33 protein-coding genes are annotated in these 24,757 nt (G+C 64.8%); 32 read left to right on the forward strand and 1 reads right to left on the reverse strand.

Annotation, left to right across the window (positions count from 1 at the left end):
- The first annotated feature begins 72 nt into the window (after positions 1 to 72).
- The 27 genes from BDO18943_RS19375 (at position 73) to BDO18943_RS19505 (ending at position 19,795) form a co-directional block, all read left to right on the forward strand.
- Positions 73 to 228, forward strand: a complete 156-nt coding sequence (locus tag BDO18943_RS19375; protein ID WP_175023639.1) for a hypothetical protein — start codon at positions 73 to 75, stop codon at positions 226 to 228.
- A gap of 37 nt (positions 229 to 265) precedes the next feature.
- The gene (locus BDO18943_RS19380) at positions 266 to 1,258 is read left to right on the forward strand and encodes a YdaU family protein (protein ID WP_175023640.1); all 993 of its coding nucleotides are present in this window, start codon (positions 266 to 268) and stop codon (positions 1,256 to 1,258) included.
- Complete coding sequence (locus BDO18943_RS19385; protein WP_175023641.1) at positions 1,255 to 1,731, forward strand: RusA family crossover junction endodeoxyribonuclease; 477 nt, start codon at positions 1,255 to 1,257, stop codon at positions 1,729 to 1,731. Before BDO18943_RS19380 ends, BDO18943_RS19385 begins: the two co-directional genes overlap by 4 nt.
- Positions 1,732 to 1,741: 10 nt before the next feature.
- Positions 1,742 to 2,071: a hypothetical protein gene (locus BDO18943_RS19390; RefSeq protein WP_175023642.1), complete on the forward strand. Its 330-nt coding sequence runs from the start codon at positions 1,742 to 1,744 to the stop codon at positions 2,069 to 2,071.
- A complete protein-coding gene (locus BDO18943_RS19395) occupies positions 2,068 to 2,661 on the forward strand; it encodes a DNA-binding protein (protein ID WP_175023643.1) in 594 nt (197 codons plus the stop codon). The genes BDO18943_RS19390 and BDO18943_RS19395 overlap by 4 nt, the downstream gene beginning before the upstream one ends.
- Positions 2,662 to 2,768: 107 nt before the next feature.
- Positions 2,769 to 2,948, forward strand: coding sequence for a hypothetical protein (locus tag BDO18943_RS19400; RefSeq protein ID WP_175023644.1), 180 nt, complete (start codon positions 2,769 to 2,771; stop codon positions 2,946 to 2,948).
- Positions 2,945 to 3,598 (forward strand): putative metallopeptidase, encoded by a 654-nt coding sequence (locus BDO18943_RS19405; RefSeq protein WP_175023645.1) that lies wholly within the window; start codon positions 2,945 to 2,947, stop codon positions 3,596 to 3,598. Before BDO18943_RS19400 ends, BDO18943_RS19405 begins: the two co-directional genes overlap by 4 nt.
- Positions 3,599 to 3,614: 16 nt before the next feature.
- On the forward strand, positions 3,615 to 4,094 hold the full coding sequence (locus BDO18943_RS19410) for a DUF2280 domain-containing protein (RefSeq protein ID WP_175023646.1): 480 nt from the start codon (positions 3,615 to 3,617) through the stop codon (positions 4,092 to 4,094).
- 1 nt (position 4,095) lies between these two features.
- Positions 4,096 to 5,691: a TerL protein gene (locus tag BDO18943_RS19415; RefSeq protein ID WP_175023647.1), complete on the forward strand. Its 1,596-nt coding sequence runs from the start codon at positions 4,096 to 4,098 to the stop codon at positions 5,689 to 5,691.
- Positions 5,688 to 7,271: a DUF1073 domain-containing protein gene (locus BDO18943_RS19420; protein ID WP_175023648.1), complete on the forward strand. Its 1,584-nt coding sequence runs from the start codon at positions 5,688 to 5,690 to the stop codon at positions 7,269 to 7,271. Before BDO18943_RS19415 ends, BDO18943_RS19420 begins: the two co-directional genes overlap by 4 nt.
- Positions 7,210 to 7,854, forward strand: coding sequence for a phage head morphogenesis protein (locus BDO18943_RS19425; protein ID WP_235996117.1), 645 nt, complete (start codon positions 7,210 to 7,212; stop codon positions 7,852 to 7,854). The genes BDO18943_RS19420 and BDO18943_RS19425 overlap by 62 nt, the downstream gene beginning before the upstream one ends.
- Position 7,855: 1 nt before the next feature.
- A complete protein-coding gene (locus tag BDO18943_RS19430; RefSeq protein ID WP_175023650.1) occupies positions 7,856 to 9,154 on the forward strand; it encodes a DUF2213 domain-containing protein in 1,299 nt (432 codons plus the stop codon).
- Positions 9,155 to 9,166: 12 nt separating this feature from the next.
- Entirely contained in the window at positions 9,167 to 9,655 is a 489-nt protein-coding gene (locus BDO18943_RS19435) for a structural cement protein Gp24 (protein ID WP_124492646.1), read from the forward strand.
- A gap of 10 nt (positions 9,656 to 9,665) precedes the next feature.
- Positions 9,666 to 10,703: a DUF2184 domain-containing protein gene (locus BDO18943_RS19440; protein WP_175023651.1), complete on the forward strand. Its 1,038-nt coding sequence runs from the start codon at positions 9,666 to 9,668 to the stop codon at positions 10,701 to 10,703.
- 9 nt (positions 10,704 to 10,712) lie between these two features.
- Positions 10,713 to 11,150, forward strand: a complete 438-nt coding sequence (locus BDO18943_RS19445; protein ID WP_175023652.1) for an STY1053 family phage-associated protein — start codon at positions 10,713 to 10,715, stop codon at positions 11,148 to 11,150.
- 55 nt (positions 11,151 to 11,205) lie between these two features.
- On the forward strand, positions 11,206 to 11,589 hold the full coding sequence (locus BDO18943_RS19450) for a DUF4054 domain-containing protein (RefSeq protein WP_175023653.1): 384 nt from the start codon (positions 11,206 to 11,208) through the stop codon (positions 11,587 to 11,589).
- A 28-nt stretch (positions 11,590 to 11,617) separates the two neighbouring features.
- On the forward strand, positions 11,618 to 12,100 hold the full coding sequence (locus tag BDO18943_RS19455) for a hypothetical protein (protein WP_175023654.1): 483 nt from the start codon (positions 11,618 to 11,620) through the stop codon (positions 12,098 to 12,100).
- Between the two features lie 3 nt (positions 12,101 to 12,103).
- The gene (locus BDO18943_RS19460) at positions 12,104 to 12,475 is read left to right on the forward strand and encodes a hypothetical protein (protein WP_175023655.1); all 372 of its coding nucleotides are present in this window, start codon (positions 12,104 to 12,106) and stop codon (positions 12,473 to 12,475) included.
- Between the two features lie 4 nt (positions 12,476 to 12,479).
- On the forward strand, positions 12,480 to 13,070 hold the full coding sequence (locus BDO18943_RS19465; protein ID WP_175023656.1) for a phage neck terminator protein: 591 nt from the start codon (positions 12,480 to 12,482) through the stop codon (positions 13,068 to 13,070).
- Between the two features lie 9 nt (positions 13,071 to 13,079).
- Complete coding sequence (locus tag BDO18943_RS19470; protein WP_175023657.1) at positions 13,080 to 14,891, forward strand: DUF3383 domain-containing protein; 1,812 nt, start codon at positions 13,080 to 13,082, stop codon at positions 14,889 to 14,891.
- Positions 14,892 to 14,906: 15 nt separating this feature from the next.
- Positions 14,907 to 15,347 carry a phage structural protein gene (locus tag BDO18943_RS19475; RefSeq protein ID WP_175023658.1) on the forward strand — a complete coding sequence of 147 codons (441 nt, stop codon included), beginning with the start codon at positions 14,907 to 14,909 and terminating at the stop codon, positions 15,345 to 15,347.
- Positions 15,348 to 15,349: 2 nt separating this feature from the next.
- On the forward strand, positions 15,350 to 15,877 hold the full coding sequence (locus BDO18943_RS19480) for a phage tail assembly chaperone (protein ID WP_175023659.1): 528 nt from the start codon (positions 15,350 to 15,352) through the stop codon (positions 15,875 to 15,877).
- On the forward strand, positions 15,874 to 16,059 hold the full coding sequence (locus tag BDO18943_RS19485) for a DUF6889 family protein (protein WP_034195777.1): 186 nt from the start codon (positions 15,874 to 15,876) through the stop codon (positions 16,057 to 16,059). The genes BDO18943_RS19480 and BDO18943_RS19485 overlap by 4 nt, the downstream gene beginning before the upstream one ends.
- Positions 16,052 to 17,890: a glucosaminidase domain-containing protein gene (locus tag BDO18943_RS19490; protein WP_175023660.1), complete on the forward strand. Its 1,839-nt coding sequence runs from the start codon at positions 16,052 to 16,054 to the stop codon at positions 17,888 to 17,890. The genes BDO18943_RS19485 and BDO18943_RS19490 overlap by 8 nt, the downstream gene beginning before the upstream one ends.
- On the forward strand, positions 17,887 to 18,486 hold the full coding sequence (locus BDO18943_RS19495) for a phage baseplate protein (RefSeq protein WP_124492657.1): 600 nt from the start codon (positions 17,887 to 17,889) through the stop codon (positions 18,484 to 18,486). Before BDO18943_RS19490 ends, BDO18943_RS19495 begins: the two co-directional genes overlap by 4 nt.
- On the forward strand, positions 18,486 to 18,803 hold the full coding sequence (locus tag BDO18943_RS19500; RefSeq protein WP_175023661.1) for a phage baseplate plug family protein: 318 nt from the start codon (positions 18,486 to 18,488) through the stop codon (positions 18,801 to 18,803). The genes BDO18943_RS19495 and BDO18943_RS19500 overlap by 1 nt, the downstream gene beginning before the upstream one ends.
- A complete protein-coding gene (locus tag BDO18943_RS19505) occupies positions 18,800 to 19,795 on the forward strand; it encodes a phage protein (protein WP_175023662.1) in 996 nt (331 codons plus the stop codon). The genes BDO18943_RS19500 and BDO18943_RS19505 overlap by 4 nt, the downstream gene beginning before the upstream one ends.
- Here the strand turns inward: BDO18943_RS19505 and BDO18943_RS19510 are convergent.
- Positions 19,792 to 20,448 carry a hypothetical protein gene (locus BDO18943_RS19510; protein ID WP_175023663.1) on the reverse strand — a complete coding sequence of 219 codons (657 nt, stop codon included), beginning with the start codon at positions 20,446 to 20,448 and terminating at the stop codon, positions 19,792 to 19,794. The genes BDO18943_RS19505 and BDO18943_RS19510 overlap by 4 nt on opposite strands.
- A gap of 12 nt (positions 20,449 to 20,460) precedes the next feature.
- Between BDO18943_RS19510 and BDO18943_RS19515 the strand changes: the two genes are divergently transcribed.
- From BDO18943_RS19515 to BDO18943_RS19535, 5 genes are read left to right on the forward strand one after another with little or no spacing between them, the layout of a single operon-like run.
- Positions 20,461 to 21,252, forward strand: coding sequence for a Gp138 family membrane-puncturing spike protein (locus tag BDO18943_RS19515; RefSeq protein WP_175023664.1), 792 nt, complete (start codon positions 20,461 to 20,463; stop codon positions 21,250 to 21,252).
- Between the two features lie 7 nt (positions 21,253 to 21,259).
- Positions 21,260 to 21,610, forward strand: a complete 351-nt coding sequence (locus BDO18943_RS19520) for a hypothetical protein (RefSeq protein WP_175023665.1) — start codon at positions 21,260 to 21,262, stop codon at positions 21,608 to 21,610.
- Positions 21,607 to 22,794 (forward strand): baseplate J/gp47 family protein, encoded by a 1,188-nt coding sequence (locus tag BDO18943_RS19525; RefSeq protein WP_175023666.1) that lies wholly within the window; start codon positions 21,607 to 21,609, stop codon positions 22,792 to 22,794. The genes BDO18943_RS19520 and BDO18943_RS19525 overlap by 4 nt, the downstream gene beginning before the upstream one ends.
- 1 nt (position 22,795) lies before the next feature.
- Positions 22,796 to 23,512, forward strand: a complete 717-nt coding sequence (locus tag BDO18943_RS19530; RefSeq protein ID WP_175023667.1) for a DUF2612 domain-containing protein — start codon at positions 22,796 to 22,798, stop codon at positions 23,510 to 23,512.
- A gap of 56 nt (positions 23,513 to 23,568) precedes the next feature.
- Positions 23,569 to 24,567 (forward strand): gp53-like domain-containing protein, encoded by a 999-nt coding sequence (locus BDO18943_RS19535; protein WP_175023668.1) that lies wholly within the window; start codon positions 23,569 to 23,571, stop codon positions 24,565 to 24,567.
- Positions 24,568 to 24,757: the final 190 nt, after the last annotated feature.

A 24,757-nucleotide genomic window follows, 5' to 3' on the forward strand; every position in this document is an offset into this window, starting at 1 on the left:
GCCGGCGCGCGGCGTTCTCCTGCCGTGCCGCGTGCGCTCGAATCTCCTATCTGGCAGGTGGTAAGGACCGGCATGAAAACGAAGGACACGCGCCAGCCAGTTCTGGGACGCAGCCGCGCGGAACGCGCGTATTGGGACGGCCTCATCAAGCAATCCGAGAAGGACAGCAAGGAAAGCAAGCGCGTGCTCGAGCGTATGCAACGCGACAGCCTGAAGCGCAGCAAGTAACCCGCTCCCGCACGACGCCCTCTGATCGGAGGGCGTCGTGAACTATTACCCCCACCACATCGGCGATTTCCGGTCCGGCACGGTCAACATGACCCGTGTCGAGCGCTGGATCTATCGCGACCTGATCGACGTCTACTACGACACTGAGAAACCGCTTCCGTTGGATCTCGACGCGGTGTGCTACGCCGTGGGCGTCAGCACCGAGGAAGAGCGTCGTGCGGTCGCCAATCTGCTGCGCTTCAAGTTCACCCAGACCGATACCGGATACATGCACGATCGCTGCGAAATCGAGATCGCGGCGTACCGCACACGCGCCGAAACTGCTCAGGAGAACGGGAAGAAGGGCGGCCGGCCGAAAAAGCGCGCGGCTACCGGATCGGGTACCAAACAGAACCCACCGGAAACCCAAGAAAAACCCACCGGGTTTCCATCCGGTTCCGATCCGGATGCCAGTGGGACCCCATACATAACCGGTTCTAAAACTAACCAAGAACCAAGAACCAAGAACCAAGATGTAAACCTAAGCGGCGGCGGCACAGCACAGGCAGTAGGCGACGATGCGCAGAACGCCGCCGCCGCCTTCGTCGAGATCCTTCGCTCGAGCGGCATAGGCTTCGCCGCCGACGACGAGCGTGTGCGCAGCTGGCCTGCGCTCGGTGCGACGCCGATCGACCTGCGCACGGCGATTCAGGTCGGCCTCCTGCGCCGGAAGCGCGAGGGCTCGACCCAGCCGCTGAACATCGGCCTGTTGAACTCGCTGTTGCCCGAGGCGATCGCCCAGCGCACCGGCCGCGCCGGAGGCAACTCGACCACCGCGCCCGCTGGCCCATGGCACACGAGCTGGGCCGGCATCGTCGCGCACGGCCGCACGCTCGGCCTCGAGCAGGGCGAGCACGAGACGTGTCCCGAATTCAAGCTGCGCGTGTTTCACGCGTCCGGCGACGGACCGTGGATGGACGACCACAACCGCGCATTTCGCAACAGCGCCGGCCCGGTCGCGGCTGGTGCGCTTCTGGAGAGCGGCCGATGAGCCACGAGCAGCAGCACCTGATCGCGGCGCCGCTCGCCGTGCGTAGCGTCGAATTCACGGTTCCCGGCACGCCTGTCGCGAAGGGGCGCCCGAGGTTCTCGCGGCAGGCTGGGCACGTCCGCACGCACACACCCGAGAAGACCGAACGCTACGAGAACCTCGTGAAGATGGCCGCGAGCGCGGCCATGCGCAGCGCCGAGCCGTACGCCGGCCCGATCCGCCTCGTGGTGCATATCGGCATGCCCATCCCGACGAGCTGGTCGCAGAAGCGTCAACGCGCCGCGGCCGCCGGCGAGATCGGCGCCACCAAGAAGCCGGACGCGGACAACGTTGTCAAGGCGTTGAAAGACGGGATGAACGGGGTTGCATACGTCGACGACGGCCAGGTCGTCGATCTCTGGGTCGCGAAGCGCTATGCGGTCGTGCCCGGCGTGCGCGTCGAAGTCATCGAACTGAACCTGCAGCGAGCATAGGGAGGGCCCTTTGAAGACGAAAACCACGAAAATCACCCTCGACACGGTGCTGTCGGTCATGAAGCCCGGGCAGCGCTACACGGCGCACGACCTGTCGCGCAACGCTGACGTGCCGCTGTCGACCGTGCGGCACCTGCTCGCGAGCGACCGCGCGGCGACGCGCGTGGACGTGAAGCGGGGCGAGAAGCGCGGCCGCATGTTCTCGCTGGCCGGCACATGCGGCGGCGACCAGCACATCGACACGCGGATCCGCCCGGACTTCACGAGCCATCTCACGGGGTATGCGGGCTGGCTCGGCAGCCACCAGGCGCTGGCGATGATGACGCGGGGTGCGCGATGAGCGACGTGATCGAGTTCAAATCGGCATTCGATGCCGTGCGGTTCGCGCTCTGCTACTCGTCGCAGCAGTACGGCGAGACGATCATGGCGAAGCGCATGCGCGGCGAGATCGGCGGCAACGGAATGGGGCTGATTGGGCTGGCCGGCGCCGGCCAGGCGGGCATGATCCGGCGTGAGCTGGAAACGCTGCCCGAGCTGCACATGTCGGTAATCGTCGCGCGCGCCGCGCCGCATGTGCTGCCGTGCTCGTGCGCATCGGCATGCTGCAGCGGCAGCACGCCGAATCTCGAATGGCAGGCGGCTATCGGCTGGCTGACGCGTGCATCCGCCGCATACTGCTCGGGCTTTTCGCACTACCGCGTGCGCCGCGCGATCATCGAGCGGCTGTTCGGCGTGAAATGCGATTTGTCGGAGATCGCCGACGAATGCGAGGCGCATCGGAACACGGTGAGCAAGCAGAACGCGGCCGTTCGGCTCTGGATCGAAGGCGACCGGAAGGGTGAATCCATAGGCGTTGCGCAGGTTGCGTGGCGCGAGATCGAACGGAAGCTCAACGAGATCGGACTGTTGAAGGAGAGCGAAACAACTTGACGATGTGCATTTCATGCACAATAATCCGCGATATTCGATACACGTGATACGTGCGTCCAAAGCCCGCTGAGCGAAAGCCAGCGGGCTTTTTGCATTGGGGTTCAGCCATGTCTTTCCGCATCCTCGAAACCCGCATGTACCGCGACCCGATGCTCGTGCTCGAGGCGAAGCAGGAGGCCGAGCAGCGGGAACGGCAGCGGCAGGCGCTCAGAAACGAGCCCAGCTCAGCGCGCCGCGCTGCCGAGGCGCTGTTCGACCTGCCGCCGCGGCTGGATAGCCTGGCATGACCCGGGCGCAGAAGGCAGAGCCCGGCAGCAATCGTCCCCTGCCGCCCGACGCGCTCTTCGACGACTCGAACTGGTTTCGCCACCTCATGCCGGCCGACGGCGTGAACGACTGGGTGCACCACACGTTCCTGCGCGAAGGCGCGCCGCTGCACAACGAAGACCACGCTCACCTGGTCGATGCCGATGTCGCTTACCTCTGGGCCGCCGTCGAGAACGTGCGCCAGATGCGCCGCATGGTCGGCCAATGCGAAGAGGTGATGATCCGCGCCGGCGGCTGGCAGCGTGCCCGGCAGGAGCAGCAGCTCTGCGAGTGGTTCGGCCGCGTGCCGGCATTCCTGATCACGCTCGACGCGCACTATGCGCGCGAATGCAGCGACATGGAGTGGTGCGCGCTCGTCGAGCACGAGCTGTATCACATCGGCCAGCGCGACGACGGGTTCGGCGCGCCGGCCTTCACGAAGGACGGCATGCCGAAGCTCGGCATCCGCGGGCACGACGTCGAGGAATTCGTCGGGATCGTGCGACGCTACGGCGTCGGTGGCGGCGCCGGCGACACCGCGAAGCTGGTCGACGCCGCACGGCGCGCGCCCGAGGTTGGGCACGTCGACATCGCGCGAGCCTGCGGCACCTGCATCCTGCGGGCCGCGTAACTGAACGCATTTCGCCATGGCAAAACTTCAGGAGCCGATCAAGCTGTACATCGTGCAGTCCTTGGCCTGCTTCGACACGATCTCGCGCGTCGCGAAGGCCGTGCGCGATGAATTCGGCGTCGAAGTCTCGCCGCAGCAGTGCGAGCGTTACGACCCGACGAAGCGCGCCGGCTCGACGCTGAGCCAGAAGTACCGGGAGATCTTCGAGCACACGCGCGAGGAATTCCTGAAGGACACGTCGCGCATCGGCGTCGCGCATCGCGCCGTGCGTCTTCGCAAACTCGACCACGCTGTCGGCATCGCCGAGCAGCGCGGAAACATTCCGCTGATGGCACAACTGCTCGAACAAGCTGCGAAGGAAGCCGGCGACGCGTTCACGAACCGTCACCGCCTGGAGCACACGGGCAAGGAGGGCGGTCCGATCACCGCGATCTCGACTGTGACGAACGACCCACAGGAGGCGGCGAAGATCTACGCCAAGCTCATGAACCCGTAGCATGCCCATCCCGTTCCCGTTCGACTTCCGCACACCGGACTACGTGCAGGTGTTCGAATGGCGAGCGGAGCGGCTGAAGCGCATCCGCGCGAACCCGGGCATGCTGCCGGCGCTGCGGACGTTCTATCGCGACAACCCAGCCCAGTTCATCATCGACTGGGGCATGACGTTCGATCCGCGTAACGTCGAGCGTGGGCTCCCGGCGACGATCCCGTTCCTGCTTTTCCCGAAGCAGGAGGAATGGTGCCAGTGGTTCATGGAGCGCTGGAAGTCGCAGGAGCCGGGCATCACCGAGAAGACTCGCGACATGGGCATGTCGTGGCTCACGGTCGGCCTGGCCGACACGATCTGCCTTTTCCACGAAGGCGTCGCGGCCGGGTTCGGCTCGCGGAAGGAAGAGTACGTCGACAAGATCGGCGCGCCGAAGAGCCTGTTCTGGAAGGCGCGCGAGTTCCTGCGGCTGCTGCCCGCCGAGTTTCGCGGATCGTGGGACATCGGCACGCACGCGCCGCACATGCGGATCCTGTTCCCTGACACCGGGTCCGTGATCACGGGCGAGTCGGGCGACGGTATCGGCCGCGGCGACCGCGCCAGCTTCTATGTGGTCGACGAATCCGCGTTCCTCGAGCGCCCGCAGCTGGTCGACGCATCGCTTTCAGCGACGACGAACTGCCGCCAGGACATCTCGACGCCGAACGGCATGGGCAACTCGTTCGCCCAGCGACGGCACAGCGGCAAGATCAAGGTCTTCACGTTCCACTGGCGCGATGACCCGCGCAAGGACGACGCCTGGTACGCCAAGCAGGTTGCCGAGCTGCCGGCCGTGGTCGTCGCGCAGGAGATCGACATCAACTACGCGGCGTCCGTCGAGGGCGTCGTGATTCCGTCGGCATGGGTGCAGGCCGCGATCGGCGCGCACGTGAAGCTCGGCATCGAGCCGACCGGCCTGCGCCGGGGCGGCCTTGACGTCGCCGACGAGGGCAAGGACAAGAACGCGTTCGCGGGCCGCTACGGCTTCCTGCTGAACTACCTCCGGTCCTGGTCGGGCAAGGGCGGCGACATCTACGAGACGGTCGAGAAGACCTTCGGCATCTGCGACGAGCTCGGCTACGAGTCGTTCGACTACGACGCCGACGGCCTCGGTGCGGGAGTGCGCGGCGACGCGCGAGTGATCAACGAGCAGCGCATCGCGATCGGCAAACGGCCGATCAATGACGAGCCGTTCCGCGGCTCCGGGCCCGTGCACGATCCTGAAGGCGAGTTGGTCCAGGAGCGAAAAAACCAGGACTTCTTCGCGAACCTGAAAGCGCAATCATGGTGGGCACTGCGGCTGCGCTTCCAGGCGACTTACCGCGCTGTCGTCGAGGGGAAGCCGTACAACCCGGACGACATCATCTCGATCGACCCGGCGCTGGACGAGCTGTCCGCGCTGACGATGGAGCTCGCACAGCCGACCTACACGGTCAACGGCGTGGGGAAGATCGTCATCGACAAGGCGCCGGAAGGCACGAAATCGCCGAACCTGGCTGACGCGGTGATGATCGCGTATCAGCCGGCCGGTCAGGTTCTGGACATCTGGACAAGGTTGGCAGGATGAATCGAAAACAACGCAAGGCCGAGCAGCGGCAATACCGCGCGATGGCTGCGGATTCTGCCAACGCGAAACGCTGGCTGACGCCGGACAGCTTCCAGAATTTCGAGGCGCGCGTCGGGCTCGGCACGCCGAACCAGTCGTCCGCCTACCAGTACGGGTTCGACTTCATCTCGCGCAACCGCGTGCAGATGGAGGCGATGTACCGGTCGTCATGGATCGTCGGGCAGGCCGTCGACGTCGTCGCCGAAGACATGACGCGCATGGGCGTCGAGATCGGTTCCGACATCGATCCCGAGGACAAAGACACCCTGAACCAAGGGTTCGAGAACCTCGCGATCTGGGACAGCCTGTGCGACACGGTGAAGTGGTCGCGCCTCTACGGTGGCGCGCTCGCCGTGATGATGATCGACGGCCAGGATGCGTCGAAGCCGCTGCGCCTCGACACGGTCGCCGAGGGGCAGTTCAAGGGCCTCTGCGTGCTCGACCGTTGGCTCGTGCAGCCGACGCTCAACGACCTGGTGCAGGAGCCCGGCCCGGAGCTGGGCATGCCGCGCTACTACGACGTCGTCGCCGACTCGATGGCGCTGCCGCGCCAGCGCATCCACTACAGCCGCGTGCTGCGCTTCGATGGCGTCACGCTGCCGTACTGGCAGCGCATCGCCGAGAACCTCTGGGGGCAGTCGGTCATCGAGCGGCTGATCGACCGGCTCGTCGCGTTCGACAGCACGACGATGGGCGCGGCGCAGCTCGTGTTCAAGGCGCACCTTCGCACGATGAAGGTGAAGGACCTGCGCAAGATCATTGCGATGGGCGGCCCGGCGCTCGAGGCGCTGCTGAAGAACGTCGACTTCATCCGCCGATTCCAGTCGAACGAAGGGCTGTCTCTGATCGACGCCGACGACGAGATGCAGATCGACCAGTACGGTTTCACCGGACTGGACGCCGTGCTGCTGCAGTTCGCGCAACAGCTCGCGGGCGCGCTGCAGATTCCTCTCGTGCGTCTGCTCGGACAGTCGCCGGCCGGCCTGAACGCCACCGGCGAGTCCGACCTGCGTACGTACTACGACAACATCAAGCAGCAGCAGGAGCGCCGGCTGCGCCGGCCGCTGAACGTGCTGTTCGAGGTGCTGTTCCGCTCCGTGCTCGGCAAAGCCCCCCCGAAGGGATTCTCGTACGACTTCCGCGCGCTGTGGCAGATGACGGACGAGCAGAAGGCCGCGACGGCGAACACGATCACCGACGCGGTGACGAAGGCCGTCAACGCGGGCCTCGTGACGCCTGCCGGCGGCATGAAGGAGCTGCGCGCGTCGGCCCATCGGACTGGCGTGTTCTCGTCGATCACCGACGAGGAAATCAAGCAGGCCGAGGACCAACCGCCGCCGGCCGCAGAAACGGAGCTTCCCCCTGATGCTGATGACCAGAACGACGGACCGCAAGCGACGCCGCAATCCGGTGCGCCTGGCCGGGCCCGAGCGTCAGCTAAGGACGCAGCTCCGCAAGATCGCCGAGCAGGTGGGCGCGTTGGTCGATGGCTTTCCGCCTGGCGATCCCGCATTCGCCCCGACGATCGAGCAGCTGCTTAGGCGATACGCCGAAGCGCTCGGCCCGTGGGCCGAGGTCACCGCCGCGCGGATGCTCGACGACCTGAACCGACGCGACGAGCAGGCATGGATGCAGCAGGCGGCCGATATGTCGCGCGCGCTGCGCGACGAGCTGCGGCGCGCGCCGACCGGAGAGACGATGCGCGCGCTGATGGCGGAACAGGTGGGGTTGATCAAGTCGATCCCGCTGGAAGCCGCCGAGCGCGTGCACCGTCTCACGATCGAGGCGCTCGAAGACAGCACGCGCGCGGCTGCGATCTCGAAGGAGATTCAGCGATCGGGCGAGGTGGCAAAAAGCCGCGCCGACCTGATCGCCCGCACGGAGGTTTCGCGCGCGGCGACGTCGCTGACGGAAGCCCGTGCGCTCGCCGTCGGCAGCACGCACTACATCTGGCGCACTAGCGGCGACAGCGACGTGCGCGCCGGTCACCGTGCGATGGAGGGCAAGGTCTGCGCGTGGAACGACCCGCCGGAGGTCGACGAGAACGGCCGCGTCATGCGATTCCACCCCGGGCAGATATGGAACTGCCGGTGCTGGGCCGAACCGATTATTTCCGAGGACTGACATGCGCTTCTACACCGTACAGAAGCTCGGGCCGAAGCGTTCGCTCACGCCCGAGGGTTTCCTGCTGTGCGAGGACGTTCCCGTCGCGCGCACGGGCGAGATGCTGTACGCGGATGGCGAGGTGCCGATCGAGGCCGGCCCTGACGGGCTGATCCGTATCAGCCGCACGCCGGAGGAAGTGTTCCGCGACGCGACCCTCGCGAGCTGCATGGGGAAGGACGTGACGCTCGACCACCCGGACGACTTCGTTCAACCGTCGAACTACGCCGGTCTGACCCAGGGCGTGATGCTCAATCCACGGCGCAGCTCGGCGGAGCCCGACCTGCTGGTCGCCGATCTGCTGATCAAGCACCCGGACACGATCACGGCAGTGCAGGACGAAGAGATCGAAGAGGTCAGCCTCGGGTACGAGGCCGACTACGAACAGGTATCACCCGGCCGCGGGGTACAGCGGAACATCGTTGTCAACCACGTAGCCATCGTCCCTCGCGGCCGCTGCGGCCCGCGCTGCGCGATCGGCGATAAGGAACCCGAGATGAAGACGAAAGACAGCAAGCCCTCGCGCCGGCCGGCGTGGCTCGATCGCCTGATGCAGTCCATGAAGGCCAAGGACGAAGCAGGCGTCGAGGAAGCGCTCAAGGAAGGCCAGGAGGCCATGGACGAAGAGTCCGAGGAAGAGCGCAACAAGCGCGAGGCGGCCGAGGCCGGCAAGACCGGCGACAACGCGCTGATCCTGAAGACGTTGCGCTCGCTCGATCGCCGCATGGCACGCATCGAAGCCCGCGACGCCGACCGCGAGCGCGAAACCGAGGACGACGACGAGGAAGAGGACGACGAGACGGACGAGACGAAGGACACCGTCATCGAGGCCGAAACCGCTGGCCGTCTTGATCAGTCGGGCGTCGACCTGTACACCGGCGACTCCGCGCGCCTGATCCCGGCGCGCGCCGAGATCCTCGCACCGGGCGTCAAGCTGCCGACGCTCGACGGCCTGAAGACGAAGGACCGCGCGGCCGCGCTCTGCCGTTGCCAGCGCAAGGCGCTCGACCAGGCATACGAGACGGACGCCGGCCGCGCCGCGATTGCGCCGTTCCTCGGCGGCCGCGCTCCGGAATTCGACACGATGCCCGCACGCGTCGTCGACACGATCTTCACCGGCGCGGCCGAGCTGATGCGCGTGAAGAACAACGCCGGCGCCTCGAGCGGCAAGGTCAATACGCGCGATTTCGGCAAGGCAACCACGATCGCCGACATCAACAAGCGCAACGCGGAATTCTGGTCCAAGCGGGCCGGCCAATAAGGAGAGTGCCACATGGGCAACGCAATTCTGTTTCGCATGCCTTCGGGCATCCCCGGCGACATCAGCCGGCAGTCGCAGGCCACCGTCGAAACCGGTTTCTTCGATTCGACGAAGCCGTTCTCGGCATACGGCCTGTTCGGCAAGATCGCGAACGGCAAGTTCGTACCGATCGGAGCGGGTGACGTCGCCACGGCCGTCTACGGCCTGCTCGTGCGCCCTTTCCCGACGCAGAGCTCGCAGGACCCCGTCGGCACGTCGACGCCGCCGACCAGCGGTCCGGCCGACGTGATGCGTCGCGGCTATATGACCGTCCAGCTGAACGCCGGCGTCGCCGCGCTGAACGGCCAGGTCTACGTGCGCGTCGCGGCCGCCGCCGCCGGCAAGCCGATCGGCGGCATCGAGGCGGCGGCCGATAGTACCAACACGATCGCCATCGCCGGCGCGACGTTCATGGCGGCAGCCGATGCCGCCGGCAACGTCGAAATCGCCTACAACATCTAAGGGAGCCGACATGACGACTCACAACAAATCGCTGCTCGCCCGCGCGGCGGGCATCGCCATCGTCGGCGCGCCGGCGATCATCCGCGCACGCACGCGCGACGCGCTGATGACCTTCGACGCGGCGACGATCGACAGCACCGGCTCGTTCCTCGTCGGCGAGCTGGAACGGCTCGACCAGACGCTGCACATGCCGCTCGCGTCGGTCACCTGGTCGCGCGACATCGACCTCCGCGAGGACGTGTCGATCGCCGACGAGGTGTCGTCGTTCACGAACTCGACGTTCGCGGCCGCCGGCGGCGCGTCGCCGAACGGCAAGTCGTGGATCGGCAAGGATGCGAGCGCGATCGCCGGCCTGTCGCTGGACATCGGCAAGACGCCGAACCCGCTGACCCTCTGGGGCATGCAGATCGGCTGGACGATCCCGGAACTCGAATCCGCACAGAAGCTCGGCCGGCCGGTCGACCAGCAGAAGTTCGAGGGCATGCAGCTGAAGCACAACATGGACGTCGACGAGCAGGTGTACATCGGCGATCCGATCCTCGGCGTGACGGGGCTGGTGAACGCGGCGTCGGTGACCAACACCAGCAATGCGATCACGGGTAGCTGGGGCAGCGCGACGCCGGCGCAGATGCTCGCGGACGTGAACGAGCTGCTCAACAGCGTGTGGGCGGCCTCGGCATACGCGGTGTGCCCGGAGCGCCTGCTGATCGACCCGCTGAACTTCTCGCGCCTGAACTCGGAAATCGTGAGCAGCGCGGGCAACATCAGCATCCTGCAGTTCCTGAAGAACAACTCGCTGTCGAACGCCATCAACGGCCGTCCGCTCGAGATCTACCCGTCGAAGTGGCTCACGAGCCGCGGGGCGAGCAACACGAACCGCATGGTCGCGTACACGAAGGACAAGAACCGCGTGCGGTTCCCGCTCGTTCCGCTGCAGCGCACGCCGCTCGAGTACCGCGACATCCGCCATCTGACGACGTACTTCGGCCGGCTCGGTGTCGTCGAAGTCGTGTATCCGGAAACCATCGGCTACCGCGACGGCGTGTAAGGGGGCATCATGGCGAAGACGAAAATCTACGTTGCGAAGGCGTTCAAGCTGCTCGGTGCCGACGGCAAGCACACCGACTTCCACGTCGGCATGCACACGGTCGACGAGGCCGTCGCGGAAAACTGGTACGTGAAGCACCACCTCGGCGATCCGGGCGACGCGCCGGCGGCGGCCGGCAGCGACACGTCCGCTGCGCTCGCGGCGGCGCGCGCCGAGCTCGAAGCCGAGGGCGGCCGGCTGGCCGAGCAGCGTGCCGAGCTCGATGCGATGTCTAAGGGCATCGACGCGCGTGCCGCCGAGCTCGACGCGCGGGAGGGCTCGATTGCCGCGCGCGAGCTGGAACACGCATCGAACGTCGCAGCGTTCGAGGCAGCCCAGGCGGCAGCCGCCGAGGCTTCGTCGCAGAAGGCGAGCGGCAGCCAGAAGCAAGGCGGCAAGCAGGCATAATGGCCGCAGGCGGGGCGCTTTCGGCGCGCCCGCCATCTCCAACCGAAGGTGACCCGTGGACATCGCTCAGTTCCGCCAGACGTTCCCCGAATTCTCGAATTCGACGCTGTACCCCGATGCGGTCATCCAGATCTGGCTGACCGTGTCCGTGTCGCTCGTGAATCCGGAGCGCTGGCAGGAGCTGACCGATATCGGCGTCGGGCTCTGTACCGCTCACCACGTTGCGCTGTCGATGCGCGACCAGAATGCGGCAGCCGTCGGCGCGGTGCCCGGGCAGGTGACCGGGCCGCAGTCGGCGAAGTCGGTCGACAAGGTCAGCGCCAGCTACGACACGGCGGCCGTCGCCATCAAGGACGGTGGATTCTGGAACAGCACCATGTACGGAATCCGCTATCTCAGCCTCGCGATGATGATGGGCGCGGGCGGCATGCAGCTGTAGCGCCGCCGCTGCCTGTCGGGAGAGTCCCATGGGCAGCATGAAAATCGACCGCCTCGACGAGGTGCTGAAGTCGATCGCCGGTCTCGTGAAGCAGGAAGTGCTCGTCGGCGTGCCCGACAGCACGGCAGGCCGCAAGGACGACGGCGAGCCGCTCAGCAACGCTGAGATCGGATACATCCAGGAGACTGGATCCCCAGCGAACAACATCCCCGCGCGCCCGCACCTCGTGCCTGGCGTGCAGGACGCGCGGCCGAAGTTCGAGCCGCAGCTGCAGAAGGGCGTCGAAGCGGCGCTCGACGGCGACCTCGAACAGGTCCAGCGCCGGCTCAACATGGCCGGCATCGCCGCGCAGAACTCCGTGCGCGCAAAGGTCAACAGCAACATCGCTCCGCAACTCGCTGAATCGACGCTCGAAGCGCGGCGCCGGCGCGGCGTCACGCGCGAGAACACGCTGGTCGACACTGGCCAGTACCGCAATTCGATCACGTATGTGATCCGCAAGAAGGGGTAGCGCATGGCTTTCCTCGACGTTACCGACGTCCTGCTCGATCCCGATTTCATGGATACCGGCCTCGTCTGCAATCGCATGACGCAGGTCACGGACGGAAAAGGTCGCGGGCACAACACGCCGACCACGGCCACCTTTGCCGCCGTCGTGACGAGCGACAAGGGCGACATCCTGCACCGGAACGCCGATGGCAGCCGGATCATCGGCTCGATCACGCTGCACACGATGTTCCGGTTGTCCGACGGCAGCGCCGGGCAGGACGCGGACGAGATCGTCTGGGCTGGCCGCACCTACACCGTCGTCAACGTGAACGACTACTCGCACTTCGGCCGCGGCTTCGTCTGCGCGACGTGCGACCTGAAACCCCTCTCAGGATGACCCCATGACCGATAGCTCGACCGGCGGATACCTGGCGCCAGCCGTCGATACGCCGCCGGACGAGGACGATGCCCTCGATGACCTGGTGCACGACCTGGTCGCGGGCATCACGGCGCTGTCACCGGATCTCGTGCGGCCGCGCTGGCAGCCGGTCGTCGCGAAACAGCCCGAGCCCAGCGTCAACTGGTGCGCCTTCGGGATCCAGACGCAGACACCTGACGCGAGCCCGGCGATCGTGCACAGCGGCGCGAATGAGGGCAGCGACACGTACATCCGCCATCAGGATCTCGACGTGCTCTGCACGTTCTATGGCCCGCAGGCCAAGGGCTACGCGCAGCGGCTCGCCGACGGTCTCTCGCTCCCGCAGAACCGCGAACAGCTCCAGACGCTCGACATGGCGTTCGTAGGCGTTTCCGAGATCCGCGCAGCACCGGACCTGGTCAATCAGCAATGGGTGCGGCGGTACGACATGTCCGTGAAGCTGCGCCGCAAGGTCACGCGCACCTACGCGGTCCTGAACCTGAAGTCCGTGCAGGCGTCGACGACGACAGACGCGTCGCCGCCGGTCACATCCACCATAAACGTCAACCTGTAGGGGATCAGCATGTCCAACGGACTGCCGGTATCGCGCCGCATCAACGTGACGCTCAGCCTCGCGGCGCTCGCGGCGCAGGGCACGAACCTGAACACCGCGCTCATTCTGGGCGCATCGACGGTAATCGACACGAACGAGCGGATGCGCCCATATGCCGGGATCACCGATGTGGCCGCCGACTACGGCACCGCGGCGCCGGAATACCTCGCTGCCGCGCTGTACTTCGGCCAGACGCCGAAGCCTCAAAGCGTGTGCATCGGCCGCTGGGCTAAGACTGCGACGTCCGGTTCGCTGCGCGGCGGCGTGCTGTCGACGGCACAGCAAGCGCTCGCGCAGTGGCAAGCGATCACGAACGGCGCGTTCAACATCACGATCGACGGCACTGCGCGCAACGTGTCCGCGCTCAACTTCTCGGCGGCCTCGAACCTGAACGGCGTGGCCTCGATCGTGCAGGCGGCGCTCGCATCGTATGCGACGGTCGTGTGGACCGGCAGCCAGTTCCAGGTGACGAGCAAGTCGAGCGGGATCGGCGCGGCCGCGAGCGGCACGATCACGCTGACGGCGAATCCCGCGGCGAACGACACGGTCACCATCAACGGCACGGCCGTGACGTTCGTCGCGTCGGCCCCGACTGGCAGTCAGGTGCTGATCGGCGCCAACGCGGCGGCCACGGCGGCCAACCTGCAGGCGTTCCTCGCCGCTTCGACGGACGCGAACCTGTCCCAGTGCAGCTACTCGACGACCGGAGCCGTCACGACGGTGACCGCGATCGCGGTCGGCAACGCTGGAAACGCGATCACGCTGGCGAAGTCGAGCAGCGGGATCACGTTGTCGGGCGGCACGCTCGCCGGCGGTGTCGCGGCGTCGACGGTCAGCTACGCGACCGCGCCTGGCTCCGGCACCGATGTTTCGGCGATGCTGGGCCTGACGAGCACTCTCGCGTCGGCACCGGTGAACGGCATCGCGGCCGAGCCGCCGACGGCCGCAGTGGCGATCTTCCTCGACCGCTTCGCGAGCAAGTTCCTCGGGATCGAGTTCGCGGACACGGCCGTGACGGACGACCAGCACGTCGCGGTCGCGGCGATGATCGAGGCCGACCAGGCGCACATCTACGGGATCACGACCCAGAACCCGCAGACGCTGGATCCGACCGTGACGACCGATCTGGCCAGCCGCCTGAAGGCGCTCAACTACCAGTACTCGGTGATCCAGTACTCGAGCGCGAGCCCGTATGCGATCAGCTCGTTCCTCGGCCGTCTGCTGACCGTCGATTTCAACGGCAACAGCACGACGATCACGATGGACTACAAGCAGGAGCCCGGCATCGTCGCGGAAACGCTGTCGACGTCGCAGGCCAATGCGCTGCAGGCGAAGAACTGCAACGTCTTCGCGGCGTACCAGAACAGCACCGCGATCGTGCAGTACGGCGTCACGCCGAGCGGCATCTTCGTCGACTCGATCTACAACGCAATCTGGTTCAAGAATGCGGTCCAGACGGCGGTCTACAACCTGCAGTACCAGAGCCCCACGAAGATCCCGCAGACGGACGCTGGCAACGCGCTGATCGCCGGCGCGATCTCGTCGGTGTGCGACCAGGCCGTGACGAACGGCTACCTCGCGCCGGGCGTCTGGAACTCGGCCGGCTTTGGCGCCATCGTGCAGGGGCAGACGCTGTCGAAGGGCTACTACGTGTACGCACCGCCGATCTCGTCGCAATCGCAGGCGGACCGCGAGGCGCGCAAGTCCGTGTCGTTCCAGGTCGCGGCGAAGGAGGCGGGCGCGATCGGCGACGTCGACATCGCGCTCACCGTCAACCGGTAAAGGAAGAAAACTACCATGAGCACCTACAGCTTTGTGGACGTCACCGCGACGATCGTCGGGCCGACGGGCGTGTTCTCGCTCGGCTACGGCGAAGCCACGGCCGAAGAGGGCATCGTGATCACGCGCGCCGGCGACAAGAACACGATGACCATCGGTTCCGACGGCGAGGGCATGCACAGCCTGCACGCCGACAAGTCCGGCCAGGTGACGCTGCGTTACCTGAAGACGGCCCCCATCAACGCCAAGCTGATGGCGATGTACGACGCGCAGTCGCTGTCGAGCGCGTTGTGGGGCAAGAACCTGATCGAGGTCTCACAGACGGCCGCCGGCGACGTCATTACGGCGCGCAGCTGCGCATTCAAGAAGGCGCCGGACCTGCGCTACGCGAAGGACGGCGACATCGTCGAGTGGATCTTCGACTCGATCAAGATCGACAGCCTGCTCGGGACGTACTGACCATGGCGACGGAAATCGAACTGAGCGGTAAGCGGTACCAGATCGGCAAGCTGAACGCGATGCAGCAGTTCCATGTGAGCCGCCGCATCGCGCCGATCATACCGTCCATGATCCCGGTGCTGATGAAGTTCTATGCGGAGATCGAGCGCTCGCGCAACGCTGCCGCGAACGCGGCACTCGGTGCGCTCGCGGTTGGAGAGGATGCGTCGGCCGCCGAGCAGCGAGACGTGCTCGGCCTCGTAGATTCGATCGCGCCGGTGCTGCAGCCATTCGCCGATGCGCTCGCCGGGCTGAAGGACGAAGATGCCGAGTATGTCTTCGGGACATGCCTGTCGGTGGTCGAACGCCAGCATCAGAACGGCTGGGCGAAGGTCTGGTCGGCTGCCCATAAGACGTCGCTGTTCGACGATATGGACATGGGGTCCATGCTGCCGCTGGTCGTGCGCGTCGTAGTCGAGAACCTCGGCCCTTTTATCAACGGGCTGCTTACCAGCCAAGCGAGCAGCCCGGCGGCGACTACGGCTGGTTGAAGTCGCTGCCCGGCGGCGAGGACTGGCTGCTCGCGCCGGTGCACGCGCAGATGTGCCGGTTCGAGTCGTTGAAGGACGGGACGCTTGACCTGGCCGACGTCGCTCTGATGAACGATTCACTCACCGTCCGGGCAGACAACGAAGCGGCTTGGCGCCGCAGACAGGAAAGAGAAAATGGCTGAATCGGTCGTCATCCGCGAGTTCCTGGTCGCTCTCGGCTTCAAGGTCGACGAGAAGGGCCTGAAGAACTTCACGGAAGGCGTCGAGGGGGCAACGAAGGGCGTCACGCGCCTGATCACCACGATCTCCGGCGCCGCGCTCACGCTCGGTGCGGGCGTGTCCGCGTTCGCGTCGAAGCTCGAGCGCCTGTATTTCGTGTCGCAGCGCACCGGCGCCGCGGCGACGAGCCTGCGCGCGTTCGACTTCGCCGCGCGCAACCTTGGCGTATCGACCGAGGCTGCGTTCGGCACGATCGAGAATCTCGCGCGCTTCCTGCGCAACAACCCGGCAGGCGAAAGCTATCTCGGCACGCTGGGCGTGCAGACGCGCAACGCCAACGGCGAGCTGCGCGACACGGTCGACATCATGTCGGATCTCGGCGGCGCGCTCGCCAAGATGCCGACGTATCGCGCGGCGCAGTACGCGAACATCTTCGGGATCGACGAGAACCTGATGCTCGCGATGCGCAACGGGGACTTCGAGAAGTTCCTGAAGCAGTATCGCGAGATGTCGGCGACGACCGGCCTCGACAAGGCGGCCGACGATTCGCATCAGTTCATGGTGCGGCTGCGCGAGATCGGGACGACGTTCGAGAACCTCGGTATCCGCATCGAAGGCGTGATGCTGCAGAAGATCGGGCCGCAGCTCGATCACTTCCAGAAGTGGATGGACGAGCACGGTGAGGAAATCGCGCGCCGGATCGGCGACATCGCGAGCGCCTTCGTCAACGCGGCAGCCGCCATGGGGCCGCCGCTGAAGTGGCTCGCCGACCAGTTCCTCGAGCTGGACAAGGCGACGGACGGTTGGTCGACGAAACTGCTGTTCATGGTCGGCATCTTCAGGGTGCTGGGTGGCTTCCAGATCATCGGTGGCATCTGGAAGATGGTCGCGGCGCTGCGCGCGATGGGAGCCGCTACGGCGGCCGCATCGACTGCCGGCGCGGCGGCGGGCGCCGGCGGGTTGCTCGGCCGCCTGCTGCCGTTTGCCGCGCGGCTCGCTGGCGGTCTGGGGTTGCTGCTGCACAGCGAAGACCTGAACAGCGGCGAGCAAGAAGAATTACGCCGGCGCCAGGCCCTCGGGCCGACGATTGACGGTCAGCCGGGCGCCGACACGTCGACGCTGCCGCCGGCAGCGGCCCCGGCACCTGGTGCGCCGGCTGCTGCCGGCGGCAGCAAACTGGCCGCGCCTGGCTTCCTCGACCGCGTGCGCGCGGCGATCGCGGCCGCGAAGGAGTCGGAGCGCAAATACGGTGTGCCGTGGCTGGTCACGTTCGCGCAGTGGGCGCTCGAAAGCGGGTTCGGTAGCAGTGGCCTGTCGAAGCGCAGCAACAATCCGTTCAGCATTCAGGCGACCGCGGGTCAGGACTTCGTGTGGGGCCTCGACCACCGCGCCGACGGCACGCCATATCAGGCGAAGTTTCGCCGGTTCAAGACGCTCGAGGAAGCGTTCGATGCGCACGCGCAGCTGTTGGCGAAGGGCAAACCGTATGCGAACGCCCGGAAGGTGATGGGCAATGCGTTTTCGTTTGCTGACGCGCTGACCGGCGTGTACGCGGAGGACCGCAACTACGGCACGAAGCTCAAGAAGATCATGTCGAACGCGCTGCAGAATCCCGACTGGCTCGCACCGGCCGCCGGCCAGAGCGGCGCGTCGAACCGGGTCGAGATCAACCAGGACGTCAAGATCCAGGTGAGCGGATCCAGCGATCCTGATGCGACCGCGCGGTCGGTAGCGCGCGAGCAGAAGGGCGTCGCCGACGCCACGGTGCGGAACATGAAAGGGGCGCTGACGTGAGCACGCTTTCCGACATCCTCGACGTCACGCTGGTCGGCAGCAAGAAGATCGGGACCGTGACGATCGCAGCCGCGATCGAAGAGGTGTACAGCGACGAGGTAGTCGTCACCGAGCATCCGGTAGAAACCGGCGCGCCGGTGAACGATCACGCGTTCATGCGGCCGCGCGAGATCCTGATGAAGTGCGGATGGAGCAACGCCGACTACGAGGCGCTCCTCGGTGCGGCCGTCGTGTCGTTCGATGACACCGGCGCGAACACGATGGCGACCGGCACGTACGTCGACGCGGTCTACAGCCAACTGCTGCAGATCCAAAGCGTGCGCAAGCCGATCGATGTCGTGTCGACGCGCCGGAAGTACTCGAACATGTTGATCACCGGAATCTCGGTCGTCACCGACCAGAAGTCCGGGTCGGCGCTCATGCTCACGGCGTCGCTGAAGCAGGTCATCATCGTGAGCACGCAGGCGACGAAGCTGCCGCCGCGCGCGAACCAGGCAAACCCGGCCGCCACCGCTGAGACGGAAAACGCTGGTGCGAAGTCGGCCGTGCCGGCGACACCGGCGCCGGGCGGCTCTGTTCCTCCGACGAGTATGTGATGGCGATCTTCTATGAAATCCCGCTGACGCCTGATCCGCAGACCTTCACGATCACGCTCAGCGGCGTTGTGTACCAGCTCACGCTGCAGTATCGCGATGCTGGCGGTACCGGCTGGATACTCGATATCGCAGACGCGAGCGGCAACGCCTTGGTCAGCGGCATCCCGCTTGTCACGGGAGTGGATCTACTGGGCCAGTACGGGTATCTCGGCTTCGGCGGGCGCCTCTGGGTGCAGGGCGCGGACGATCCAGACAATGTGCCGACGTTTGATGACCTAGGTGTCGGCTCACACGTTTTTTGGGCGACAGATTCATGACCACGCAATTCGGCCGCAAGGTCTCCCTTATCATCGGCCCCGATTCAGGCGATGCCCTGGATCTGTCGGCGCTGCGTATCGTGTTCAACGTCAAGCGCGGCGACACGCAGACCCCGAACTCGCTGCGTGCACGCGTCTACAACGTGTCGGACGATACGGCCCAAAGCGCCGAGAGTACCGAGTTCACGCGTATCGTGCTTCAGGCTGGCTACGAGGGGAGTTACGGCATCATCTTTGACGGTTCCATCGTCCAGGTGCGGCGTGGGCGCGAAAGCCCGACCGACACCTACATCGATATCACAGCTGCCGACGGCGACATGGCGTACAACTTCGCAGTGGTCAACACGACTCTCGCGGCCGGCTCGACGCATGCCGATGTCGTCAACGCGTGCCTGAAGGCGATGGGGAAGTTCGGCGTAACAGCCGGCTATATCGTGGACCTTCCGTCGAACCCGATGCCGCGCGGGCAGGTACTGTTCGGCATGGCACGCGATCATCTCGAAACGGTCGCGCGGTCGACGCAGACGCTCTGGTCGATTCAGGACGGCCAGTTGCAGATCGTACCCGAGACGTCGTACGTGCCCGGCGAGATCCCTGTCATCAACGCGCGATCGGGCATGGTCGGGCTGCCGGAGCAGACGCAGAACGGCATCACCGTGCGCATGCTGCTCAACCCTGGGGTGAAGATCGGTCGCCTGATCCAGCTCGACAACTCGAGCATCCAGCGGTATGAGTTCGGCTTGAGCGTTCCTCAACAGAAGGACAACGGCGCCATTGCCCTGCAAAATCAGATCAATGGAAAGATCAACGGCGACGGCTTTTACTACGTAATGACGAATGAATTCTGGGGCGATACTCGCGGGAATGACTGGTACAACGAGGTGGTTTGCCTGTCGGTCGATGCAACTCCCGGTCTGGATTTGACGACCAAGGCCAGCGGTATTGCTGCGCCGGCCCCGGCGAAGCTGGGAGTAATTAACCCGTACGGTTAATTCGATTCGGTTATTTCCCGCAATTTTTGCTTTGTCATCAGGTGTCCGGTTACCAATGCTTCTGAGCCGTCTGGAGACAAGCTGAGCGTGATGATCGAGAAATCTGGGAAGGTGTCGTATTGCGTCTGGCCACGAAACAGGAATAGAGATACGACCTTGTTGTCGATCGTTCGCCAATAGCAACCAGAATAGGTTCCTAGCCCCGGAACTTTGCGCTCCATATATCGCATGCTCTTCGCCTTTTCTAGCGGGAGCTGGCAACTTCTGTTTGGATAGTACGTGTAGAGCAGGGCCGATGTCGGGACGGTTTGACCGATGTGATATTGGTTGGCTGTATAACTGAATATCATTTCGGCCTTTTGCGATGACTTTCCGCCTTTCCGAAAACTCATGAGCCGCGCCGAATCTGGGCCACATGGGTTGTATGTGTTCTTGCTGTCGATAAAACACCATCCGCCCGCGAACAACTGGGATTCTAGATTTTGTGCTGTTTCGCACGACTTCTGGCTCTCGAAATCGTCGATACGTGCTTTGTTGCACGTCTGTTGAGCTGCGATGAGATCGTTGATCAAGATCTTTCCCTGATCGATCGACAGGTCTCCGGCTGCCGCGAAGGGCGATATCAGCGCGAGCATGTACAAAAGCTTTTTCATTCTTATTCCCCGATGGATAGAAAAGAGCGAGTCGACGACGAGCTGGCGTCGCTACGCGCGGCGCTTCGCGGTTGGCAGGTCGGCATGTGGACAGCGCTGCCCGGCGTGATCGAGTCGTTCGATGACGTCGCGCTGACGTGCGTCGTGCAGCCGGCAATCAAGATCCCGGTGCGTGCCAATGATGGCACGGTCACGACCGCAGCACTGCCGCCGGTCGTCGACTGCCCGGTGCAGTTCCCGTCTGGCGGGAATTGTACGCTGACCTTTCCGGTGGCTCCGGGCGACGAATGCCTGCTCGTGTTCGCGTCGCGCAGCGTCGACGCCTGGTGGCAGTCGGGCGGCGTGCAGGAGCAGGCCGCCCTACGCATGCATGACCTGTCAGACGGATTCGCTCTGCTCGGCTTCCGCTCGCGCCCGCGCGCGCTCGCTGGCGTCAGCGCGACGTCGGCACAGCTGCGCAGCGACGACGGATCGACGTTCTTCGACCTGAACCCGAGCACCAAGAAGGTGAGGATCGTCGCGCCCGGCGGCTTTGAGGTGGTCGCGCCGACACAGGTGCTGACTGCCGCGACGTCGCTGACCGTGAACTCGCCGCAGTCAGGATTCAGCGGTGCCGTGATCGTGCAGGGGCTGTTTTCGTTCCTCGGCGGGATGATCGGGAGCGCCGTGAGCGGCGCGGCCGCGGTGATCACCGGCACGATCAACTTCATCGGCACGCTGACCGCCAACGGGAAGCGAATCGACGACACGCACACGCACAACGGCGTCCAGCCGGGCCCGGGTAACAGCGGCACCGTCAACTGAGAATCCCATGCGCTACCGAAAACTCGACGCTGACGGCGACTACGTCTTCGGCGGGTCGGCGAACGACTTCCTCGTGAACACGCCGGACGCCGTCGCGCAGGCGGTCATTACGCGCCTGCGGCTGATTCGTGGTGAGTGGTTCCTCGACACGACGGCCGGCATGGATTGGCCGGCCGTGATCGGAAAGAACACGCAGGGCACCGCGGACGCGGCGATCCGCGCGTGCATCCTCGGCACAACCGGCGTTACCGAGATCACCGCGTACGCGAGCTCGCTCGACAGTACCACCCGCAAGCTGACCGTCACGGCGACGATCACGACGCTCTACGGCACCACCACCATCGAGACCACCCTGTGACGACGACGCTCACCACTGTCGCGCCGACCATCGACGCGAACGGCATCACCGCGCCGACCTACGCGGACATCTACGCGTACCTCCAGGCGAAGTACCAGGCGATCTACGGGACCGATGTCTATATCGATCCGGACAGCCAAGACGGCCAGCTTCTGGCCGTGTTTGCTCAGGCGATTGCAGATGTGAACTCGGTCTGCATCGGCGTCTACAACTCGTTCAGCCCGTCGAAAGCCGTCGGCGCCGGACTGTCGAGCAACGTGAAGATCAATGGCATCGCGCGGCAGGTCGCTTCGTACTCGAGCGCGGATCTGTTGCTGGTCGGGCAGGCGGGGACGACGATCTCAAACGGGATCGCGAAGGACGGCAACAACTACCAGTGGGCGCTCCCGGCCACGGTCACGATTCCGCCAGCCGGCGAGATCACGGTCACGGCGACGTGCACGACGATCGGCGCGATCGCAGCGCTCGCCGGCACGATCAACCAGATCGGCACGCCGACGCGTGGCTGGCAGACCGTATCGAATCCGGCTGACGCGGCGGCAGGGGCGCCGGTCGAGAAAGATCCGGCGCTGCGCCAGCGCCAGTCCGTGTCGACCGCACTTCCATCGCAGACAGTGCTCGACGGGATCGTCGGCGCAGTAGCGAACCTTCCCGGCGTCTCGAAATATGCGGCGTACGAAAACGACACGTCGCTCACTGATGCGAATGGGCTGCTGCCTCACTCGATCGCCCTTGTGGTTGAAGGAGGGGATGCGACAGCGATCGCCAACGCGATCGCAGTGAAGAAGACGCCTGGCAGCGGAACCAACGGGACCACCAGCATCGTTGTGGTCAGCAGCAAGGGCATCCCGGTCACGATCAATTTCTATCGTCCAACCGACGCCGGAATCAATGCCGTGGTGACGATCAGCGTTCTGCCCGGCTATACGAACTCCATCGGACAGGCCATGCAGCAAGCCATCTCCGACTACATCAACAGCGTTGCGATCGGTGGCGGTGCTGCGCAGTGCGTTGAATGGGATTCGTGTATCACCGCGGCGAAATCCGTTCCGGGATCCAGCACCTTCAAGATCAAGAACCTGGTGCTGACGGGACCGCGCGGCGCCGGCGCACCGGACGTGTCATTGCTGTTCAATGAGCAGGCGGTATGCACGCCGTCTCAGGTGACGATCACCACGGGTTGATATGGCTACGCTCGACGACTACTCGCAACTGATCACGTCGGAGCATCAGCCGCAGCCGCGCTATATGGCGGTCGTAGCGGCGCTGATGCAACCGGTTGTCGACCAGATCAACGTGTTGCAAGGCGTCCCGGCCGCATTCGATCTCGATGCCGCCGTCGGCGTGCAGCTCGACGTTCTGGGCCAGTGGATCGGTCGGAGTCGAGAGGTCGCGACGCCGCTGTCTGGCGTCTACTTCTCGTTCGACGTCGACGGGCTCGGATTTGATCAGGGTGTATGGAAAGGTCCATACGATCCCGATACCGGCCTCACGTCGCTCGATGACCAGACGTATCTCTCGGTCCTGCGCACGAAGATCGCTGCCAACCATTGGGACGGTACACCGGCGGGAGCGCAGGCGATCCTCGACGCGCTGGCACCGCCCGGATCGCTCGTTTTCATCCAGGACAACTGTGACATGTCGATCACGATCGGCATCGCAGGTGCACAGCCGACTGCGCTCTATATCGCGCTGCTGAACAATGGGCTGTTGTCGATCAAGCCTGAGGCCGTGCACGTCAACTATGTCGTGACGTCCGTGAAGAACACCCCGTTGTTCGGCTTCGATGTGAGCAACAACCTCATTGCGGGCTTCGACTCAGGTTCATGGGGCGTATCGGCCCTCGCTCTTCCGAACGAGCTTGATTACACGTTCGCGCTCGACAGTTCAGTCCTCGCTTAACCACCTTCCTTGGCCGCCGATCCTCGCTCGGCGGCGTAACATATCCCGGAGTTCGAATGTCAGTCGAAAACGACTTCCTTGCCTTCGCGGTTGGGGCGGGTGCAAACGTCTTGTCCCAGGCCGCCTATGCCTCGATGACGGCCCTCGGAACGGGCTTTCAAGCCGGGACCGCCCAATCTGCTGCCCTGAACAAGGTATGGCGGCAGAGCAGCATCATGTCGGCGGTGCTCGCGCAGTTCATCGTTGCTCGCACTGGGCAGCCCGCGATCGACGACGGAACGACAGCTACGCTGTTGAACAATCTCCTTGCCGCGACGGCTCCTGCTGGTGGCAATGCCGGTCAACTCTTTGCGGTCGCAACGCCATCGAACGGTGATTCGAGCAGCAATGCGGCGTCGACGGCGTTTGTGTGGGGAGCACTGGGGAACTACGGGAGCTTCTTTCCGTTCAGCGCTACGGCCCAACAGCTGGTGGCGTCTCAGTCTGGAGACCTGATCTATTTCTTCGGATCGAACGCTGGCGTCGTGACGCTTCCCCAAGGTGCAACGATTCAGGGGCCGAGTGCGCGCTTTTTTATCTACAACGGTAGCCTCGCGAATCTCACCGTCAGCGCATATGCCGGCGACGTCTGGCAGAACTGGGCGCGAGCCAGCGAAGTTATCGGCCCCGGTGATTCCATCGAGGTTGCCTGGTCGAACGGCCAATATTTCAACGTCGTCGGTGGTACAGCGTCCCTCAAACGTTCGTCGCTGTTTGCGGCCAACGGCAGTCCGAATGGCTGGGAGAGGCTCCCAAGCGGAATGATCCGTCAGTGGGGCGTCGTGACGGTAACGAATGCCTCGGAGACGGGGAACACCTTCAACTTCCCGATCGCCTTCCCGAATGCATGTTTCGTGTTGAACGGAAATGACAATGGTACGCCGGCCACTGGCGGCAACGGAGGGAAGACGATCGGCATCGGCGCAAACAACAACAGCCAATTTTCCGTGAATGCGCTGCTGAACAACGTGTGGCAATCCGGCGTTATCGTGGGTTGGCAGGCGATCGGTTGGTAACCGGGAGAAATTTGTATGGATCAGAAATTGTCGGGTCAGAAATATGCGGCATATGATACAGATCCGGGGCCGATCATCGGGTTCTACGACAGCATCATCAGCCCGGTTCCGAGTGGGGTGAGCGCGATTGCGATCACCGACGACGAATGGCAGCAGGCAGTGGAAACGCACGGCTATACCGTGTCGAATG

It is taken from the genome of Burkholderia aenigmatica (assembly GCF_902499175.1).
Lineage (GTDB): Bacteria > Pseudomonadota > Gammaproteobacteria > Burkholderiales > Burkholderiaceae > Burkholderia > Burkholderia aenigmatica.

Coding starts and splice junctions, on each gene's coding strand:
- BDO18943_RS19430 (WP_175023650.1), top strand. CDS start 7,856: ATGCGCTTCTACACCGTACAGAAGCTCGGGCCGAAGCGTTCGCTCACG.
- BDO18943_RS19385 (WP_175023641.1), top strand. CDS start 1,255: ATGAGCCACGAGCAGCAGCACCTGATCGCGGCGCCGCTCGCCGTGCGT.
- BDO18943_RS19420 (WP_175023648.1), top strand. CDS start 5,688: ATGAATCGAAAACAACGCAAGGCCGAGCAGCGGCAATACCGCGCGATG.
- BDO18943_RS19395 (WP_175023643.1), top strand. CDS start 2,068: ATGAGCGACGTGATCGAGTTCAAATCGGCATTCGATGCCGTGCGGTTC.
- BDO18943_RS19405 (WP_175023645.1), top strand. CDS start 2,945: ATGACCCGGGCGCAGAAGGCAGAGCCCGGCAGCAATCGTCCCCTGCCG.
- BDO18943_RS19515 (WP_175023664.1), top strand. CDS start 20,461: ATGGATAGAAAAGAGCGAGTCGACGACGAGCTGGCGTCGCTACGCGCG.
- BDO18943_RS19505 (WP_175023662.1), top strand. CDS start 18,800: ATGACCACGCAATTCGGCCGCAAGGTCTCCCTTATCATCGGCCCCGAT.
- BDO18943_RS19520 (WP_175023665.1), top strand. CDS start 21,260: ATGCGCTACCGAAAACTCGACGCTGACGGCGACTACGTCTTCGGCGGG.
- BDO18943_RS19535 (WP_175023668.1), top strand. CDS start 23,569: ATGTCAGTCGAAAACGACTTCCTTGCCTTCGCGGTTGGGGCGGGTGCA.
- BDO18943_RS19530 (WP_175023667.1), top strand. CDS start 22,796: ATGGCTACGCTCGACGACTACTCGCAACTGATCACGTCGGAGCATCAG.
- BDO18943_RS19440 (WP_175023651.1), top strand. CDS start 9,666: ATGACGACTCACAACAAATCGCTGCTCGCCCGCGCGGCGGGCATCGCC.
- BDO18943_RS19410 (WP_175023646.1), top strand. CDS start 3,615: ATGGCAAAACTTCAGGAGCCGATCAAGCTGTACATCGTGCAGTCCTTG.
- BDO18943_RS19415 (WP_175023647.1), top strand. CDS start 4,096: ATGCCCATCCCGTTCCCGTTCGACTTCCGCACACCGGACTACGTGCAG.
- BDO18943_RS19490 (WP_175023660.1), top strand. CDS start 16,052: ATGGCTGAATCGGTCGTCATCCGCGAGTTCCTGGTCGCTCTCGGCTTC.
- BDO18943_RS19510 (WP_175023663.1), bottom strand. CDS start 20,448: ATGAAAAAGCTTTTGTACATGCTCGCGCTGATATCGCCCTTCGCGGCA.
- BDO18943_RS19470 (WP_175023657.1), top strand. CDS start 13,080: ATGTCCAACGGACTGCCGGTATCGCGCCGCATCAACGTGACGCTCAGC.
- BDO18943_RS19455 (WP_175023654.1), top strand. CDS start 11,618: ATGGGCAGCATGAAAATCGACCGCCTCGACGAGGTGCTGAAGTCGATC.
- BDO18943_RS19475 (WP_175023658.1), top strand. CDS start 14,907: ATGAGCACCTACAGCTTTGTGGACGTCACCGCGACGATCGTCGGGCCG.
- BDO18943_RS19445 (WP_175023652.1), top strand. CDS start 10,713: ATGGCGAAGACGAAAATCTACGTTGCGAAGGCGTTCAAGCTGCTCGGT.
- BDO18943_RS19400 (WP_175023644.1), top strand. CDS start 2,769: ATGTCTTTCCGCATCCTCGAAACCCGCATGTACCGCGACCCGATGCTC.
- BDO18943_RS19435 (WP_124492646.1), top strand. CDS start 9,167: ATGGGCAACGCAATTCTGTTTCGCATGCCTTCGGGCATCCCCGGCGAC.
- BDO18943_RS19465 (WP_175023656.1), top strand. CDS start 12,480: ATGACCGATAGCTCGACCGGCGGATACCTGGCGCCAGCCGTCGATACG.
- BDO18943_RS19480 (WP_175023659.1), top strand. CDS start 15,350: ATGGCGACGGAAATCGAACTGAGCGGTAAGCGGTACCAGATCGGCAAG.
- BDO18943_RS19375 (WP_175023639.1), top strand. CDS start 73: ATGAAAACGAAGGACACGCGCCAGCCAGTTCTGGGACGCAGCCGCGCG.
- BDO18943_RS19460 (WP_175023655.1), top strand. CDS start 12,104: ATGGCTTTCCTCGACGTTACCGACGTCCTGCTCGATCCCGATTTCATG.
- BDO18943_RS19500 (WP_175023661.1), top strand. CDS start 18,486: ATGGCGATCTTCTATGAAATCCCGCTGACGCCTGATCCGCAGACCTTC.